Source organism: Legionella moravica DSM 19234 (assembly GCF_000423305.1).
Taxonomy (GTDB): domain Bacteria; phylum Pseudomonadota; class Gammaproteobacteria; order Legionellales; family Legionellaceae; genus Legionella; species Legionella moravica.
Genome location: NZ_KE383999.1, coordinates 411,339 through 428,321, shown reverse-complemented (window position 1 = coordinate 428,321; position 16,983 = coordinate 411,339). Strand labels below are relative to the sequence as shown.

Here is a 16,983-nt window from a genome sequence, read left to right as displayed (position 1 = left end):
TGAAAATTACAGATTAAGGGTTAAAGTTTTGTGTTCTTGATTAATGCCCCCGGAAATGGGGATGAGCCGAGTGCCCCCGTAATTGGGAAAGACCCTCTTATTCTTATTTGGTGGTTTTTCGATTGGGATTTGAGTTTCTAACTTTGAAAGTACGGAGTGCCACTTGATGAGCAAGGATGGATTCGTCATTCGCTTTTGCTCATTCCTCACCGCTTTGCGGCGCGCTGAAGCGCGTCCAAAATGCTTCGCCGCGCTACGCGCTGTTCGCTGCGCATTTTGTCGAACCTCATCGGTTCGAACCCTTCCGGGAAACGAAGTCTTATTCTTGTTTGGTGGTTTTTCGATTTGGGTTTTGTTTTTTTTATTGATAATGGCGCGCCCGGAAGGATTCGAACCTCCGACCCTTTGGTTCGTAGCCAAATACTCTATCCAACTGAGCTACGGGCGCGTTGATTGGCGGAGAGAGAGGGATTCGAACCCTCGATGGGATTTCTCCCATACTCCCTTAGCAGGGGAGCGCCTTCGACCACTCGGCCATCTCTCCAATCAATGGTTGCGGAGTATATCAGGTATTTGGACTTCGTCAATAATTCTTTAGATTTTAGTGAAGAAATTTATAGTGAAGCGTGCAAAATATTCTTTATGTTCAACAAAATTACATGTCATATGATTTTGCGAGAATCTATGTTATTACATATCAATCACTCATTATTGTGACATGAAATCATGTGGTATTTTAAATTTCTTGAACATCTCGCCGCGTCTATTTGTGTGTCCGAGGCTCGTAATGCCGTCTTATTTATTAAGCAACTAATCACTTTGGTTAAAAGAGAAATTTATGCAGATAATGAGTTTGAACCTTTGTTTATATTGGGTCTGGTAAAGGATATTTTTAATTTTTTACAATCCAGTAAAAATAAAGACATCACTTTAAGTCAGTTTGCCCAAAGATGTATGGGGCTTGTTATTCTTCATGCCAAGAGCTCCGATGAGGAGGCGATATTCAGCATTGATTTTATAGATGTTTTAAAGGATAAAACTATTTTCAATGCCCTGAATATCAGTAAAGAACTGGCTGTGTTAAGGGAAGAATATCTTGATGGAACATGCGAAAGTGACTCTGTTTTATCCTCTTCCGAACTGAGATCGATTAATGAATATATTGCCAATAGATCACTGCTTATAGATTACACTTTGAATAACCTGCTAAGGCAGATTGAGAAAAAAACGTTTGCCGATTTGAACTATGTTGTTAGTGTCGATCTTAAATACTTGCAATACGTATTATTTGCTCTGAGTAATCAACAAAAACATCCCATACCAGTATTAAAAAGCCTTCATTCTTTTTTATTGATTTTAGAGCATAAAGACTCGCAATTAGATGAATTAATTCATTCAGTTGAGAATGAAATTAAAATAAAAGAGCAGTCAGAGAAAGGTTTATTAAGTGCTTTTTTATCTACTTTATTCTACAGGCCTTCTCAAGATTACTGTTCTAGAACTTTTAAGTCAGAAAGCGAAAATAAAGACAACTGTTTAGCTAAGGTCATCGGACTAAATTAAGAGAATACTCATCAGGTAAGGCTCGAACATAAATACATCCCAATGAACAAAATCACTCAAAAACTAATGGCAGGATCGGACTTAAATTAAATTGATGGTGTTAGACCAATGATTTATTTTCTTATAAAAATCAATGAAAAATTTCCAAATTTAAAGGATTACTGCTAATCTTTGTGTCTATTAATATTATGTTAATACCTGTTATTCAGGCCCGAATAAGGAGGACTAATGAAACAGCAGTCGAATTTAAGTGGTCGAGATGTATACGTGGTTGATGGGAGTCGAACACCGTTTCTCAAAGCCAAAGGAATTGGTCCCTTTACGGGTTCTGACCTGGCTGTTGCTGCAGGAATGACCTTATTGAACAGACAACCTTTTTCTCCATCAGACTTGGATGAAGTCATCATTGGTAGTGCCATGCCAGGCCCCGATGAAGCGAATATAGCTCGTGTCGTTGCTTTACGTTTGGGATGTGGTGATAAAGTACCTGCATTTACCGTTATGAGAAACTGTGCCTCCGGAATGCAGGCTCTCGATAATGCAGCAATGCAAATCGCCAACGGCCGTAGCAATTTGGTTTTGGCTGGGGGCACAGATGCCATGAGTCATGCTCCATTACTTTTTAATCAAAAAATGGCAGGCTGGCTTGCAAATTGGTTCTCAGCAAAAAGTATGGGGCAAAAAGTTGGATTGATTTCTCAATTCAGACCATCTTATCTGACTCCTGTAATTGCATTGCTCAGGGGATTAACGGATCCTATAGTTGGTCTCAATATGGGGCAAACCGCTGAAAAAGTTGCCTACAGATTTAATCTCACTCGAGAGCAAATGGATGAGTTCGCTGTGCAGAGCCATTTAAAACTCGCAGCGGCTTATAACGAAAACAGAATGACCGAGGTTGCGCCTATTATCGATTCTAAAGGTAAAGTCTACCCTCAGGACGATGGTGTTCGCGCTGATTCGACTGTTGAAAAATTAGCTAAGTTAAAGCCTTTCTTTGATAAAAAATACGGTATGGTGACCGCTGGGAACAGTTCTCAAATAACCGATGGTGCCTGTTTACTGTTACTGGCCAGTGCGGATGCTGTAAAAAAATATAATTTAAAGGTTCTTGGTAAAATTGTAGATTCTCAATGGTCTGCTCTGGATCCGTCGCAAATGGGTTTGGGTCCTGTTCATGCAGTTACCCCAATATTGTTACGACACAAATTAAAACCACAGGATATCGATTGCTGGGAAATAAATGAGGCCTTTGCAGCACAGGTTTTAGGATGTGTAGCAGCATGGAATGATGAAGAATATTGCAAAACTCAACTGGGATTATCTGAAGCTATGGGTGGCCCATCAATGGATAGATTGAATAGAGAGGGTGGGGCCATAGCGGCTGGTCATCCCATTGGAGCCAGTGGCGCACGTATTGTCCTGCATACACTAAAATCAATGGAACAAAGAAATGAGTCCCGGGGTATGGCTTCCATATGCATTGGCGGTGGCCAAGGTGGTGCTATGTATCTTGAACGAGTGACTGAGGTGAAAGGACATGAATAATTACAAACATTGGGATCTTCAACGAGATAAAGATGCAATTTTATGGTTAGGCATTAACAGAAAAGATGCTGCCATTAATAGCATTAATGAAGAAGTACTGGATGAATTAAATAGCCTCTTACAAGAAATCGCTCAGGATAAAAAGGCTATTGGATTAGTTATTTATTCACTAAAAGATAAAGGCTTTATCGCTGGTGCTGATGTTAATGCATTCTCTCAATTTGAAAATGCAGCCCAGGCAGTAGATTTTTTACAGAAAGGTCAAGCTGTATTTTCTCGATTACAAAATTTATCGATTCCAACGGTAGCAATGATTAATGGTTTTTGCATGGGTGGTGGTTTTGAGTTAGCCCTTGCGTGTACCTACCGTATTGCAACGGATGAACAAGATACTCGTATCGGTTTGCCTGAAGTGATGTTAGGTATTCATCCTGGCTGGGGAGGAACCGTTCGATTACCTCAATTGATCGGTGGTTTTAAAGCCTTATCACAAGTAATTCTTACTGGCAGTGGAATCTCTGCTTCGCGAGCAAAAAGTCTTGGTATGATTGATGAAGTAGTTCCAGTAAGACAATTGAAAAGATCGGCTGAGTATTTTATCAAGAATAAACCACCCAAGCATAAGCCATCTTTTATTGATGGATTAACAAACAGTACCTGGTTGAGAAAACCTATTGCTTATCTGCTCCGTTACAATGTCGCGAAACGTGTTCGTAAAGAACATTATCCAGCGCCTTATGCTGTAATTGATCTTTGGGAGAAAGAGGGTGGTTTTGGTGACAGAGCTTATTTGAAAGAAGCAGATTCAGTAGAACAACTTGTTTCTAACGGAGATACTTCTAAAAATCTGATTCGTGCCTTTCATTTGCGTGAGCGGTTAAAAGGTTTTGCGAAAGACAGTACGTTCAAGGCTAAGCATGTCCATGTTATTGGTGCTGGTGTTATGGGTGGTGATATTGCTGCCTGGTGTGCATTACGCGGCATTCATGTTACCTTGCAAGATAAAACTCATGCTCAAATAGCGCCTGCTATTGGAAGAGCTTATGCGCTTTATAAGAAAAAATTGCGCAAACCTCGTTTAATACAAGCAGCAATGGATAATCTGGTTCCTGATCCTGAGGGATATGGTATTGCTAAAGCAGATGTCATTATCGAGGCAGTATTTGAGAATCTGGTAGTCAAACAAGATATTATGAAATCTGTTGAAAAGGCAGCCAAGAAAGATGCCATTATTGCTACGAATACGTCCAGCATTCCCTTGAATGAAATTAGCTCTGTCATGGCGGATCCGAAACGTTTGGTAGGAATACATTTTTTTAATCCTGTTGCTAAAATGGATCTGGTTGAAATCGTAAGCAGTTCAACCACTGCCAAGAAAGTTCAGCACAACTCGTGTGCTTTTGTTGGTCAAATTGGGAAGCTCCCATTACCTGTGAAATCCAGTCCTGGATTTTTGGTAAACCGAGTGTTGATGCCTTATTTAATGGAGTGTGTTCAGCTCCTGGATGAAGGCTATAGCGGGGAAACCATTGATGAAGCAGCCCTTGAATTTGGGATGTTCATGGGGCCTGTTGAGTTAGCGGATACCGTTGGCATGGATGTATGTCTTGCAGTAGCTGAAAATCTCACCAGCCATTTTGGTGGAACTGTTCCTCAGAAATTACGCGATATGGTTAAAGCAGGAAAACTGGGTCGTAAAACAGGAGAAGGGTTTTACCAGTATAAGAAAGGCAAAGCAGTTAAAAAACGTCCTGCCGCGACAATTGATAAAACAATTGCAGATCGATTAATCCTTAGAATGGTTAACGAGTCTGCGGCTTGTTTGCGTGAGGGAGTTGTAGCTGACTCTGATTTGCTTGATGCTGGGATGATATTCGCAACCGGCTTTGCTCCATTTCGTGGTGGCCCAATGAACTATGCCAATGATTTCGGTAAAGACAAGCTGGAAACTTTATTTAAAACATTTGAATCGAAATATGGTGAACGTTTTAAAGTGGATACCAGTTTATAACCCTATTTGAACAAGGCAACGCTCGTGTGCGTTGCCTTGTTAATTCACAGTAATTTGCGCATTAATCCTGGTTATGAGCTGCTAATGCTAAACAATAAATTATTGCTATTCTTTTTTTCACTTCTTTCTCTATTCGTGAAATGTTCTTACACCGCAACTTTTGTTTTACCTGCTTCAGGTGATGTTGTGGGAGAAATTCACTATTCTTATTCAAAGGCTGATGAGTCTATCGATGAGGTAGGGCGCAGATTTGGCCTAGGTTATTATGAAATGGTTAGAGCGAACCCACAAGCTGATCCCGTTCACTCTCTGCCAGCTCATACTCATTTAATTATTCCTTCTCAATACATCATTCCCGATGTGCCCAGAACAGGTATTGTTATTAATCTTGCTGAATATCGCTTGTATTATTTTCCTGACGATGAGAATGTTGTTCTTACTTTTCCTGTAGGGATAGGTAAAGAAGGGTGGAATACTCCGGTAGGACTTACCCGAGTTACTCACAAAGTGATTAATCCAGTCTGGAGGCCTACGGAAAAAGTACGTGCTGCCGCGGAAGAGATTGGTGCACCATTGCCTGAAGTATTTCCTCCCGGACCGGATAATCCTCTTGGAACGCATGCGTTACGTCTGGGGTGGCCTACTTTTCTTATTCATGGTACTAACAGAGCCGATGGAGTGGGCGCGCGAGTAAGTGCGGGATGTATTCGTATGCTGCCAGAAGATATTGAGCATCTTTATGAGTTGGTATCAATAGGTACACCAGTGCGAGTTATTAATGAACCTGTAAAGATTGGAACCCAAGATGGCATTAGCTACATTCAAGTCCAACCTCCATTAAAAGGCCAATCAAATTCAAATCTTGAGAATTTAACGAAAATCTTGCTAGCTAAAAAGAATCAACACCAATTGAGTTCTAATAAAGTAATTAAGAATGAGCTGGCAAATCCGACAGGAATTGTGAGGCAATTCAGCAAAGGCTAATTCGTTCCCTGGCCAGCTTTAGTAAATAAAATCCTGCTGCTGCCAGTATTAATCCACCAAAAATATCTATGGGATAATGCCAGCCCAATAGCACACATGAGATAATGAGCAATGCATTAATTATGAGCAAAATAGCACAGGGTATCATCCATTCTTTTAGTAAATAGACACAATATATGGCCCATACCGTATGGAATGAAGGTAAAGCGATTAATCCTCCTTCATTTGTAGTCGGATTAATGTGATGATGAATTTGATTGAATTTATACCCTGTAGCAATTTGTTCCGGTGAAAATAGTGGGCTAGACAGGATGCTGGCAGGAGCTGTTGTTGGAAAAAAATAATAAAATGTAAAACCTATAATTACTGTAACCAGCAATAGAAAATAATATTCTCTCAGAAGATAAAATTTGCCTGCAGCAATGATGAGCAGCGGGATAATGCTCATCTGATAGTGTATGGAACTGTAAATGATGGTGAGCATTAACTTAAACCATTGATAGTTATTTGTCCATTCCAATATACTAACCATGTTAATATTCAGTTTGGATTCGAACTGGACTATGTAGATATCTATAGGAGAAAATGGGGTCAGCTGTACGGCATTTGTAGCCAGTGCAATAAGACACATCACGAAAAAAAAATACAGTAATTCTTTACCAGAACGACTGGCTTTCGAATGCGCACCGAAGTATACAAATAATCCCAAATAATTGATGCATAGAATTAAGGCAAGAACAGGGGTGCCTTCCGGGAAAAAGTTATTTCCCGGAAATTTAAATAAAATGTGGTTGATGAGCAATGCACAAAAAGATAAGCCAATTATCAAACATACGAGCAAGGGAAGGTATCGATTGATATTATTTTGCATTGGAAAAATGTTAGTCTACTGCATTTAAAAGTTCTTTTTGTTTGATGGCATGGAAGATCTCTTCTCTATGTATATTGATAGTTCTGGGAGCTTCAACCCCAAACTTTATATTGCCATGCTCCTGAGTTTTGAAAGCAAGAATTTTTACAACAGTATCTCCAATGCGTATTATTAGTGGATCTTCAAATTGAAGAGATATGATATCCATTAAAAAACCTCATTATTTAATAATTAGTTATGTATTAAGGTTAACTGTAAATCTTTGCCATTTAATATGTGGACGGTAACCTAATTCAGTGATGCTTGTCACTATAAATTCAGCCAAAATTAAAGAAATAATTTTACTTTTGATTTAATAGAAAACAAGTGCGTCCTTAATGAGCACAGAAGTCAGTTAATGAACAGCAGGTTCGCGCACAAGATAGAGAGAGTAAGCAATTTATTAGGGTCTGTTGATATGATATCTCTTTCCCTTCTTTCCCGCGCTTTATGCATGAGAGCTCCTTACTTTTTACCTTAGATTGGGTCTTGGCCCGAAAATTTATTGATTCGAATTTATAATTGATTTATGAGGCATTAGACTTGCTCTGGTGTCTTAAATACATCAACCCGCTATTCTACTCAAAGCTATTCAAACGTTTTAACCTCTAACAACCAATCAAATTTTATTATATATCAGCCGTGAATTAATTTAAAAATAGAACTATTCATGTTTTCATTTGTATCTAGTTTATAAACCAGTTATAATTGGCAGCTTTTTAAACCTTGCCTTACTGGCTCAATGTAGAATCAGAAGGCTTTATCCACAAGGAGAAATCATGAGACATTACGAAATTATGTTTCTTGTGCACCCAGATCAAAGCGAACAAGTACCTGCAATGGTTGAACGCTACGAAGGGATCATAAGTAAACACAATGGCATTATTCACCGTAAAGAAGATCTGGGTCGTCGCCAGTTAGCATATCCAATAAACGATGTACATAAAGCGCATTACATTTTGCTAAACATCGAGTGTAATCTTGAAGCCCTGGAAGAAATTAAAAATGCATTTAAATTTAATGATGCAATTTTAAGAAATTTAATTACTGTTCAAAAACAAGCGATTACAAGTGAATCCGTGTTGATGAAGAAAGAAAAAGAAACCAGAACTGCTTAAGAGGAGAACATTGATGTCAGCTTATTTCCGTAGAAAAAAAATGTGCCGCTTCAGTGCTGAAGGTGGTAATGAAATTGATTATAAAGATATTAATTTATTAAAAAATTACATATCCGAAACAGGAAAGATAGTACCTAGCAGAATCACCGGTACTCAAACTCGTTTTCAAAGACAATTAGCCAAAGCAATCAAGCATGCTCGTTTCATTGGTTTATTGCCCTATTGTGACAGCCATAGATAATAATAATGATGCGTGCAGGCAATTTTATAACGAGACAAAGTAAAATAGTGCTTGAAAATAAACAGCAGGCGATAATGTTTGCTGTTATCTTTTCCATATTGCCTTTTGCTTCCTGGCTATCTGTTGCTCTTGTTTCTTTAGTTACCTTGAGAAAAGGGGCAAAACCTGGCTTTGAAGTAATGTTACCTGCACTTGTGGTTCATTCTGTTCCGTTGTTGATGCTGGTGCCAGTAGAAAGTGCGCTAATAAATACTCTGATAACTTATGTCCCCTGTTTTATAGCTGCGGTAACATTACGCGCGACAACCAGTTGGCAATCTGTTTTCGGTATCTTTTTTATACAAGCATTTATTGGATTTATCAGCCTTCAGTTTATTGCTCCGGATTTTGTTATTAGCCAGTTTGAACAGTTCAAACATCTGCTGGTTCAATTTCAGGAATACAATCAAATCCTAAACAGCAATACAGATGGCTTAAGTTCTTTTATTTTGGCTCAGCTCTTTTTTGGCTTGCAAATTTTAAGCGTGATTTTTTCTGCAATGATCTCCTTACTTTTTGCACGATTAATTCAGTCAAAGTTATTTTTGCCTGAGGGCTTTAAAACAGAAATATTGGAATTTCGTAGCGGTAGATTGGCCTTTTTAATTTTGGTCATGGTATCGATTGCATCGTATTTTGAAGTATCTTATGCGATTAATTTATTACCGCTTATTCTTGGTTATTTTTTGTTATCAGGTTTTTCTTTGGCATACTTTGCTTTAGCACGCAAACGACAGGTAAGAGTAGTAATTTTATTATTTCTGATAATTTTATTAAAACCTGCTTTTGTCCTGTTTGCATATATTGTTTTTGGCGTATTGGATAGTTTATTTAATTTTAGATTATATCTCCCGGCTAGGGTGAGAGAATCAACTTAAGGGGTTATTAAGATGGAAGTAATCTTATTAGAGAAAGTACGAAACCTGGGAAATCTGGGTGATAAAGTGAACGTAAAGTCAGGTTATGGTCGTAATTATTTGATTCCACAAAATAAAGCAGTTTTTGCTACAGAGAAAAGTATCGAGTTATTTGAAAAACGACGTGCAGAACTTGAGAAAAAAGCACAACAAGCTTTAGCTCTGGCGGAGCAACGTGCTTCAAAAATAAACGATATTACTTTAGTGATTAGCGCTATGGCTAGTGATGAGGGTAAATTATACGGTTCTGTTGGCGTTAATGAAATTAAAGATGCCTTGGTAGAAAAAGCTATTGAAATCAGCAAGCGTGAAATTGTAATGCCAGAAGGTCCCTTGCATTCGATTGGTAACTATACTGTTGAAGTACATGTTCATAGCGATGTTATTGCTAATTTACAACTTGAAATTATTCCTGCTAAATAATCATTTATTAAATTAATGCGTAAAAACGCTTAATTTTTTATCTTTTCGATTTGAACTTGTGTGGTTAATACCGCACAAGTTCATCTTTTTTATAGTACTACTTTGATTATCATTTTATTTAATAAGTAAATTTACTTATCTATAATATCTTTTTTCAAATATCTTGGTGTGACTTTTTGGATTAATGTGTTTATAATTAGGACATATTAACTTCGAGCGCTGATATCATGCCAAAATTGAATGATAAAAAATTTAATCAAAAACTAAATGAGTTACGAACTGTAATCTCTGACATAAACAGAGAGAGATATACGGTAGGTACTCACAATGTTGAGAGACTCTCGATTTTAACGAATAAATTCACTCAGTTATCACAATATTTTGATCAATATCAACTCACTCAAGAACAAACACGACAATTACGTGATGTGAAAACATCATATCCAAAAGAAGAGCGCAGTCCTTTGAATCAAAAAATTCGTAATCTTATGAAATTAAAAGAAGAGGCTGAACAAAAAGTTAAAGTTGAAGCAGAAGCACGTGAAATTAAAGAGCATGCAGCAAGAGAAAAGGTCCAATCGATTTTCCCAGCCTTACGCCAGGCAGCAGAACAAGTGTTAAAGGCTAATACTACGACCATCGATCAATCGCTAGAAAGCTACAGACTCTTGTCTGCTGACTTACGAAGGGCTTTAGATTTACTACCTGTTAGAGAACGTGCAACGCAACACAGAGAGCTTTCCTCTATTGCAGAACAAGTCAATCGGCATATAGAGCAAATTGATGAGCAGGATCGCCAGGTACGTAATCAAATCGCCTTGGCTGTTACAAAAGCACGAGAAACTGTTTCAAAAATGACAATTCAAGATATGGTTGTTAGCCTTATCGGAGGAAGTTCCAAAGAAGAGCTAAGCGGTTTACTGGATAATACACGGATGAAAGCAATTACAGGTGCTGGAAGCAATGCAGGTACTCTTGTTGTAGCGGATTTGCCTAAGACATCGCAAAATGAATTGATTCGAGTTCTTATGAATCAGTTAGCAAATACCAAATCAAGCAAGGCTGGTGTTTTAGGTCAAATTGTTAAAGCTATGGAAAAGGACGTGAACGCTTTGATGAATGGCGAGAAAACTCACTTATCCATTCTGTATGGTAATGGTAAAGGCAATGTTGGAAGCGTTCATATTGATATTCGTGACTTCATCAGATCGCCTCAATCAACTCTTGATGGCATTTTTTTCCATTTATACAAACAAGGCTTAAGTGGAGAAGCAGGGCTGGTTATGTCATTAACTTCACCTGAAGAGGTAGGTGCTTTGCTGCAACTTCAGAGTTTCGATATGAACAGTGTTCCTGCTATTGAACATTTGGAAGATCTGACTGGTCTTGTGATGCAAAATGCGAAAAATCCACAATCTTTATCTAAATTGATGAACAGAACGATAACTGAGCGTGCATTATCCACTGCTTTAAGTCAAACATTAGATGCTTCTAAAGGAAGACCTGGCTTCAAAGCTGAAGAAGTCATCAGTTTTATAGGTACTATGGCTGTGATGTTAGAGGCCGGTCGATTACTTGTTAGTACTCCTACAAAACAACAAAGGGAGTTAGGATTGGAAGGACTTACTGGAAGTATGCAAGGCGCTATTCAGTATGTTCATGTTCCTTTATCAGGTACTCCAGCTGTCACAACTTCAATTGCTCCAATGATTGAGCCTTCAATACAAGGTTCGGCTGATTTGAGGATTCCACCAGTGCTCAATGAACAGAAACAGCCAGTTGAACCAAAAATTGATTTGTCAAAAGAACAGACTCAATTTAATCAATTGATGAAAGACTTATTGGCGATTCATGCTCATTTGGACAAAAAATTCAAAAATGGTGATAAAAAATACAAAAGTGCAGCTGAATTGGTTCAATTCGCTCATAGAGATTTGACATACTTTGGTGATCAATTCTTCGTTGAACCCAGCAAAGAGAGGCTTGTGCAGTTAACTAATACGATTAATCACTATACTTATTCCCTTGATCCCGTGTTAAAAATGCATCGTGGAAACTCCTTTGTAAGAGGGCTTGTTGCCACTTTAAAAGGTATATTGGGGGTTATTGCAGCACTGACTATTGTGCCCGCCTTGGTAGTTGAAGCGACAACCAGAAAAGGATATGCAGGAACTTTCTTCACCACTCCAGATACTGCTTCTGCAAAAGCATTTAAACCAGTTCAAGAAGGTTTATTAGAGCAGGAAAAAGAGATAGAGGCAAAAATAAAAGGTCCTCAATAAGGTTGAATATGCTTAAAAAGCTCGATTTTAAATTACCTCAAATCGAGCTTTTTAGGGCCTCTTTATTATGGACGTGTTTAATCGTTCGCAAACACCTCTTTAGCATAGCGTGTCTTTGAATCAGAAAAAGCTAGAGGCTGGGCTTTGGCTCGACAAAATCCATATCATGCTCCAAAGAGATTTGATGTACTTGATGCACCAGGGCAAGCCCAATCAGATTATTAGTTAGAATCAAAGAATTGTCGGGCCAAGGCACAACGTTTAGACAAGTGAGGATCTCTCAGACACAAGCCATGTCCATACGGCAGAGTTGTCATTTAGATGAATGACTTGTGCGCAACATTCAAAGATCTTCTGGATGGCTTAAGCAATTCATACCAAGTATCGATAATAGCGCAATTGTGACCATTTTTGGTTTTGAATCGATGTCAGTATTGATGTATTTTAATTTCGTCTCTAAATTGACTTCCACTTGATATTGCATCCGAGGCTGGGTTTTTGGACAAAATTTAAAGGCTTGTCTGCGAGCAGACAGTCCAGAGCCATTCGAATAGAATCTCCAGTTACTGGAATAGAATTACCTGGCCTTGAATCATCCAATTGTCCTCTGTATATGAGAGACAAACTCTGATCAAATACAAAAAAGTCGGGTGTGCATGCTGCGTGATACGCAGTCGCTACTTCCTGAGTTTCATCATAAAGATAAGGAAAAGGAAAGTGATGAGCTTGGGCGGTAGTAATCATATTTTCAGGTGAATCATCGGGATAGTTTTCGACATCATTTGAATTAATCGCTAAAAACTGTATTCCTTTCGGTAAATAATCGTTAGCCAAGCGGGTAAGCTCAGCATTAATGTGTTTTACATAAGGACAATGATTGCAGATGAACATAATCACAGTGGCTTTGTAATCAGAAGACTGTCTCAATGTAACATCCTGCCCTGATAATACATCCAATAGCTTAAAAGCAGGTGCTTTTGTTCCCAATTCCAACATAGTTGATTCAGTTCGACTCATAATAATTCCAAATTAATAAAAAATTAATTTATACAAGGCTATAAATGAAAATAAAGTATTCAGTACAGCCCAAATATAAGAAGCATATTGCCCGCCAATCGCGTTGTAATATGCATAAATTGCGACAAATGAACTACCAGAAAAAAATATCCATTGATTATTGTAAGCAAATCCAAATGAAAGAAGGGCAATTCCAGTAATTCCAATAAGTAATAAAAAAATGTTTTCTTTACCAATCATTAAATAAAAAATGAAGAGTTGGACGCATAGAAAGATGGGAAGAGCAAATTGGGTGTTAGGTCCAATATCCAATAAAATAGCCGAATGTCCTGCGGCCAGTATTAACTCTAGAGCAATAAAATAAATGAGCTTGAAATGTATTGCAGTGAATAACAAGGCCAGAGAGCCGAAAATATAGAAGGGCTGGGGGTAAATCTGATTGTGCCCATACAATATGATCAGCGCTCCAACAATACCAAAAATAATGAAGTGAAAATCGTAGTTATTTTTAGACACTGATCACCATTTTAAATAGATTCCTTTAGCTACAGAATCCTGAATCACATCATTTTGAGTTTTATTTGAAGAAATCCAGTAGTTGCCCATATTACTCAATGCAAATCTGACTCTTGGATACTGGCATACTTCAAGCACATCACGACAATCAACGGTTGTAGTATTTTCTTCTATATGTTTATAGCACTTGAAATTTAAATTTTTAACATCAGAAGCAAAAGCTGCCCAATTCATTGGATCCAGCGTTGCTTGCAACGGAGGGCTCATAAATACATCACCAGTTTCATGACGCTCCAATTCAATTTTAGCGTCAGATCGGTTTTGAATTAAATAATAGGATTGCTGACCGGTTTCATTTAAAATTAAAAAGTTTTGTTGGTATCCGAAACCTGATACTTCACACCCTCTTGGAAATACAGAAACAGAGTGAGCAGAATTGATAATTAATAGGGACAATAATAATATTTTATTAATTTGGTTAAATAATGTCATAATTTCCTCTAGAAAAACACTTTAGTTGCTATTTTAATCATAATAGGAGCAAAGTCTATCCTGGAATGAAAAAATAGAACTATAAATCTCTATTTGCAGATATTTTTGCTTTTATCATAGGTGAATAAGTTCTATAAAAACTTAAAAATAAATACATGGCTATGTAACCCAGAGACAATGTCAGCCAGATAGTACTGGTGTCAGGATAATAAATAAGCAGACATGCTGAACTGACGCCGTAAATTGCCGAGCAGCAATGCATCAGGATTTTAAGTACTCTTGAGTCAGTGAGATAATCAAGTCTTGATGGGTAGACGTATTTGACAGGTACAAAGATTAACACACAAAATATTGATAAAAGAATGGCGTTTAATGTCATTGATGTATTAAAAATAAACATGTAAAAAACGGCAATATTCCAGTAACAAGGGAACCCTTTAAAAAAGTGATCAGGGGTTTTTGCATCATCCTGGCAAAACTGGTACGCGGAAGTGATGGTGATCGCTCCAATGATGAATGCGGCATAGTCAGTAGGCAGCATACCAGGTTTCACGAATAAGAAAAAACAAGGTGTTATGACATAATTTAGATAATCTACAATATTATCCAGCAAAGCCCCATCAATTTTGGGTAATACTGTTTTTACATGAGATAAACGGGCAAACGTACCATCGACAGCGTCGATAAACACCGTTAACGCCATGAGCCACAATGCAATCACATATTCCTGTTGATAGATTTTTGCTAAGGTAAAAACCCCAATAAACGCGCCACTGGCAGTAAATAGATGCACAGCCCATGCTGCCATATATTGCATTGGACTAAATGGTGGTTTGATCTGATTCATTAATTATCCCGGGGTTAATTAATTAAATTAACTTATTGAACTATAATGCTCTTCAATACAGTAAAACAGCATAGAATATAAAAATAGTATCAACAATCAAAAGTAAAGTGCAAGGAGTGTTGCTCACTTTAGCTAAAATAGTATGTAGTGGATGATGTAAAACTTTAATAATGTTTCTTACACATGGTGACTAAATGAAAATTCAGACTATTAATCCAGCAACAGAGCACATTTTAGCAGAATATGAATGTCTTGATGATGATGCAATTAACTCTAAATTAGAAGCTGGGCATAATGCGTATTTATCCTGGAAAAAGACTCCATTTAGTTTGAGACGAAAATTAATGCTCCAGTTGGCAGAACGACTGAAAATCAATAAGGAGGAGTTGGCTCATTTGATGAGCTTGGAAATGGGGAAGCCAATTACTGCGGGTATAGCTGAAATAGAGAAATGTGCCTGGGTATGTTCACATTATGCAGAACAAGCTGAATCCTACCTCGCACCGAGAATCATTGGCACTGAACGGTGTACGGCAAAAGTCTGTTATAAACCTTTAGGTATTGTTTTTGGAATAATGCCATGGAATTTTCCCTTTTGGCAGGTATTTCGTTTTTCAGTCCCAACGATAATGGCTGGCAATGCTGCGCTGCTAAAACATGCACCCATATCGTCCGGTACAGGTGAACGAATTGAACGTCTTTTTAAAGAAGCTGATTTTCCCTTGAATCTTTTTCAACATCTTATTATTGACAATGAGGGTGCGGCAAAAGTCATTCAAAATTCATACGTTTCGGGGATAACTCTTACTGGAAGTGAGCTTGCAGGGAGTGCTGTTGCATCGGAGGCGGGTAAATATTTAAAAAAATCAGTGTTGGAACTGGGGGGATCGGATCCGTATCTGATCCTTGAGGATGCTGATACTGATTTGGCCGCTCGAGCTGTAGTGTCTTCAAGGTTAAATAATTCCGGTCAGGTGTGTATAGCAGCAAAGCGTGTTATTGTAGTGAAGACAATTGAAAATGAATTAATCCATAAGATTATGGAACATATACCCTCATACAAAATGGGCAATCCTCTGGAGGCAGAAACCAATCTTGGTCCCCTCGCTCGCAAGGATTTGCGTGATAATCTTCATAATCAAGTAGAAAAATCGATTAAACAAGGTGCTAAATTATTGCTAGGTGGTATAATTCCCAATGGTAAGGGTTTTTATTATCCTCCTACAGTATTAACAGGTATTAAACCAGGTATGACTGCTTTCGATGAGGAACTGTTTGGCCCGGTAATTTCAGTCTGTGCTGTTGAAGATGAGGAAGAAGCCATTTCTTTTGCAAACAGGGGTAAGTACGGCTTAGGGGCTGCTGTATTTACACGAGATGTAAGCAAAGGTGAATGGATTGCTGCAAATGAGATTGAAGCAGGCGTCTGTTTTGTAAACAGTTTTGTTGCATCTGACCCTCGATTACCGTTTGGAGGAATAAAACACTCCGGTTATGGTAGAGAGTTGTCGCGTGAAGGGATTTTAGAATTCGTTAATACAAAAACAATTGCGATCAGTGATGCATAAGATAAAAAAAAACGGAAAAACTATTTATATTTCTATTGCTCAACAGGAAATGAATGGTTTTGAAAATAAAAACCTGACTTTTACTTACCCAGTGTCTACTGGAAAGAATGGCGCAGGAGAAATAAAAAATAGCGAGTGCACTCCGAGAGGATGGCACAGAGTCTATTCTATTATTGGATTGGAACAACAGGTTAATAGTGTATTGGTTGCAAGAAAGTGGACGGGGGAAATGTACTCAGAGCAATTAGCTGAACAATTTCCTGGCAGAGACTGGATATTAACGCGAATAATACAACTGGAAGGCTTGGAGCCAGGACGAAATAAAGGTGGCAATGTAGATACTCTGGAGCGATATATCTACATTCATGGTACTCCTGATTCAACGCGATTGGGCATACCAGGCTCTCATGGCTGCATCCGTTTAAATAACAATGCGGTGATTGAGCTGGCAAACTGGGTTACAACGGATACATTGGTATATATTCAATAATTTAAACAATAATTAAT

17 protein-coding genes and 2 tRNA genes are annotated in these 16,983 nt (G+C 38.0%); 11 read left to right on the top strand and 8 right to left on the bottom strand.

Annotation, left to right across the window (positions count from 1 at the left end; all coding sequences use genetic code 11):
• Positions 1-371: 371 nt before the first annotated feature.
• Positions 372-448, bottom strand: a tRNA-Arg gene (locus G543_RS0111950).
• A 6-nt stretch (positions 449-454) separates the two neighbouring features.
• A tRNA-Ser gene (locus G543_RS0111945) sits at positions 455-544 on the bottom strand.
• 182 nt (positions 545-726) lie between these two features.
• On the opposite strand from G543_RS0111945, the gene G543_RS18470 reads away from it, so the two are divergent.
• The 4 genes from G543_RS18470 to G543_RS0111925 all read left to right on the top strand — a co-directional run bounded on the left by G543_RS18470 (position 727) and on the right by G543_RS0111925 (position 6,106).
• Positions 727-1,563, top strand: a complete 837-nt coding sequence (locus G543_RS18470) for a hypothetical protein (protein ID WP_028384729.1) — start codon at positions 727-729, stop codon at positions 1,561-1,563.
• Between the two features lie 228 nt (positions 1,564-1,791).
• The gene (locus G543_RS0111935) at positions 1,792-3,111 is read left to right on the top strand and encodes an acetyl-CoA C-acetyltransferase (RefSeq protein WP_028384728.1); all 1,320 of its coding nucleotides are present in this window, start codon (positions 1,792-1,794) and stop codon (positions 3,109-3,111) included.
• Entirely contained in the window at positions 3,104-5,122 is a 2,019-nt protein-coding gene (locus G543_RS0111930; RefSeq protein WP_028384727.1) for a 3-hydroxyacyl-CoA dehydrogenase NAD-binding domain-containing protein, read from the top strand. The genes G543_RS0111935 and G543_RS0111930 overlap by 8 nt, the downstream gene beginning before the upstream one ends.
• An 84-nt stretch (positions 5,123-5,206) precedes the next feature.
• Positions 5,207-6,106 carry a L,D-transpeptidase family protein gene (locus G543_RS0111925; protein WP_028384726.1) on the top strand — a complete coding sequence of 300 codons (900 nt, stop codon included), beginning with the start codon at positions 5,207-5,209 and terminating at the stop codon, positions 6,104-6,106.
• Here G543_RS0111925 and G543_RS0111920 read toward each other — a convergent pair.
• Both G543_RS0111920 and G543_RS0111915 read right to left on the bottom strand, forming a co-directional pair.
• Complete coding sequence (locus tag G543_RS0111920; protein WP_028384725.1) at positions 6,093-6,977, bottom strand: phosphatase PAP2 family protein; 885 nt, start codon at positions 6,975-6,977, stop codon at positions 6,093-6,095. The genes G543_RS0111925 and G543_RS0111920 overlap by 14 nt on opposite strands.
• A 10-nt stretch (positions 6,978-6,987) precedes the next feature.
• Positions 6,988-7,185, bottom strand: coding sequence for a carbon storage regulator (locus G543_RS0111915; protein WP_028384724.1), 198 nt, complete (start codon positions 7,183-7,185; stop codon positions 6,988-6,990).
• 610 nt (positions 7,186-7,795) lie between these two features.
• Between G543_RS0111915 and rpsF the strand changes: the two genes are divergently transcribed.
• The 5 genes from rpsF to G543_RS0111890 all read left to right on the top strand — a co-directional run bounded on the left by rpsF (position 7,796) and on the right by G543_RS0111890 (position 12,036).
• Positions 7,796-8,134, top strand: coding sequence for a 30S ribosomal protein S6 (gene rpsF / locus G543_RS0111910; protein ID WP_028384723.1), 339 nt, complete (start codon positions 7,796-7,798; stop codon positions 8,132-8,134).
• A gap of 13 nt (positions 8,135-8,147) precedes the next feature.
• Positions 8,148-8,375, top strand: a complete 228-nt coding sequence (gene rpsR / locus G543_RS0111905; protein ID WP_018578206.1) for a 30S ribosomal protein S18 — start codon at positions 8,148-8,150, stop codon at positions 8,373-8,375.
• A 5-nt stretch (positions 8,376-8,380) separates the two neighbouring features.
• Positions 8,381-9,292, top strand: coding sequence for a hypothetical protein (locus tag G543_RS0111900; RefSeq protein WP_028384722.1), 912 nt, complete (start codon positions 8,381-8,383; stop codon positions 9,290-9,292).
• 12 nt (positions 9,293-9,304) lie between these two features.
• Positions 9,305-9,754 carry a 50S ribosomal protein L9 gene (gene rplI, locus G543_RS0111895; protein WP_028384721.1) on the top strand — a complete coding sequence of 150 codons (450 nt, stop codon included), beginning with the start codon at positions 9,305-9,307 and terminating at the stop codon, positions 9,752-9,754.
• Positions 9,755-9,981: 227 nt separating this feature from the next.
• Positions 9,982-12,036, top strand: coding sequence for a coiled-coil domain-containing protein (locus G543_RS0111890; protein WP_028384720.1), 2,055 nt, complete (start codon positions 9,982-9,984; stop codon positions 12,034-12,036).
• Between the two features lie 456 nt (positions 12,037-12,492).
• On the opposite strand, the gene G543_RS0111885 is transcribed toward G543_RS0111890, so the two are convergent.
• The 4 genes from G543_RS0111885 to pcsA all read right to left on the bottom strand — a co-directional run bounded on the left by G543_RS0111885 (position 12,493) and on the right by pcsA (position 14,908).
• Positions 12,493-13,053 carry a thioredoxin family protein gene (locus G543_RS0111885; RefSeq protein ID WP_028384719.1) on the bottom strand — a complete coding sequence of 187 codons (561 nt, stop codon included), beginning with the start codon at positions 13,051-13,053 and terminating at the stop codon, positions 12,493-12,495.
• 12 nt (positions 13,054-13,065) lie between these two features.
• Positions 13,066-13,569: a hypothetical protein gene (locus G543_RS0111880; RefSeq protein WP_028384718.1), complete on the bottom strand. Its 504-nt coding sequence runs from the start codon at positions 13,567-13,569 to the stop codon at positions 13,066-13,068.
• A 3-nt stretch (positions 13,570-13,572) separates the two neighbouring features.
• On the bottom strand, positions 13,573-14,061 hold the full coding sequence (locus G543_RS0111875; protein WP_028384717.1) for a hypothetical protein: 489 nt from the start codon (positions 14,059-14,061) through the stop codon (positions 13,573-13,575).
• 79 nt (positions 14,062-14,140) lie between these two features.
• The gene (gene pcsA, locus G543_RS0111870; RefSeq protein WP_028384716.1) at positions 14,141-14,908 is read right to left on the bottom strand and encodes a phosphatidylcholine synthase; all 768 of its coding nucleotides are present in this window, start codon (positions 14,906-14,908) and stop codon (positions 14,141-14,143) included.
• A gap of 194 nt (positions 14,909-15,102) precedes the next feature.
• Between pcsA and G543_RS0111865 the strand changes: the two genes are divergently transcribed.
• Together G543_RS0111865 and G543_RS0111860 are read left to right on the top strand one after the other, a co-directional pair.
• Positions 15,103-16,476 carry an NAD-dependent succinate-semialdehyde dehydrogenase gene (locus tag G543_RS0111865; protein ID WP_028384715.1) on the top strand — a complete coding sequence of 458 codons (1,374 nt, stop codon included), beginning with the start codon at positions 15,103-15,105 and terminating at the stop codon, positions 16,474-16,476.
• Positions 16,469-16,966, top strand: a complete 498-nt coding sequence (locus G543_RS0111860) for a L,D-transpeptidase (protein ID WP_028384714.1) — start codon at positions 16,469-16,471, stop codon at positions 16,964-16,966. The genes G543_RS0111865 and G543_RS0111860 overlap by 8 nt, the downstream gene beginning before the upstream one ends.
• The last annotated feature ends 17 nt before the right edge of the window (positions 16,967-16,983 follow it).

Bases quoted from the DNA above. Each gene is read 5' to 3' on its own strand.
- G543_RS18470 (WP_028384729.1), top strand. From the start codon at position 727: ATGTGGTATTTTAAATTTCTTGAACATCTCGCCGCGTCTATTTGTGTG.
- G543_RS0111935 (WP_028384728.1), top strand. From the start codon at position 1,792: ATGAAACAGCAGTCGAATTTAAGTGGTCGAGATGTATACGTGGTTGAT.
- G543_RS0111930 (WP_028384727.1), top strand. From the start codon at position 3,104: ATGAATAATTACAAACATTGGGATCTTCAACGAGATAAAGATGCAATT.
- G543_RS0111925 (WP_028384726.1), top strand. From the start codon at position 5,207: ATGCTAAACAATAAATTATTGCTATTCTTTTTTTCACTTCTTTCTCTA.
- G543_RS0111920 (WP_028384725.1), bottom strand. From the start codon at position 6,977: ATGCAAAATAATATCAATCGATACCTTCCCTTGCTCGTATGTTTGATA.
- G543_RS0111915 (WP_028384724.1), bottom strand. From the start codon at position 7,185: ATGGATATCATATCTCTTCAATTTGAAGATCCACTAATAATACGCATT.
- rpsF (WP_028384723.1), top strand. From the start codon at position 7,796: ATGAGACATTACGAAATTATGTTTCTTGTGCACCCAGATCAAAGCGAA.
- rpsR (WP_018578206.1), top strand. From the start codon at position 8,148: ATGTCAGCTTATTTCCGTAGAAAAAAAATGTGCCGCTTCAGTGCTGAA.
- G543_RS0111900 (WP_028384722.1), top strand. From the start codon at position 8,381: ATGATGCGTGCAGGCAATTTTATAACGAGACAAAGTAAAATAGTGCTT.
- rplI (WP_028384721.1), top strand. From the start codon at position 9,305: ATGGAAGTAATCTTATTAGAGAAAGTACGAAACCTGGGAAATCTGGGT.
- G543_RS0111890 (WP_028384720.1), top strand. From the start codon at position 9,982: ATGCCAAAATTGAATGATAAAAAATTTAATCAAAAACTAAATGAGTTA.
- G543_RS0111885 (WP_028384719.1), bottom strand. From the start codon at position 13,053: ATGAGTCGAACTGAATCAACTATGTTGGAATTGGGAACAAAAGCACCT.
- G543_RS0111875 (WP_028384717.1), bottom strand. From the start codon at position 14,061: ATGACATTATTTAACCAAATTAATAAAATATTATTATTGTCCCTATTA.
- pcsA (WP_028384716.1), bottom strand. From the start codon at position 14,908: ATGAATCAGATCAAACCACCATTTAGTCCAATGCAATATATGGCAGCA.
- G543_RS0111865 (WP_028384715.1), top strand. From the start codon at position 15,103: ATGAAAATTCAGACTATTAATCCAGCAACAGAGCACATTTTAGCAGAA.
- G543_RS0111860 (WP_028384714.1), top strand. From the start codon at position 16,469: ATGCATAAGATAAAAAAAAACGGAAAAACTATTTATATTTCTATTGCT.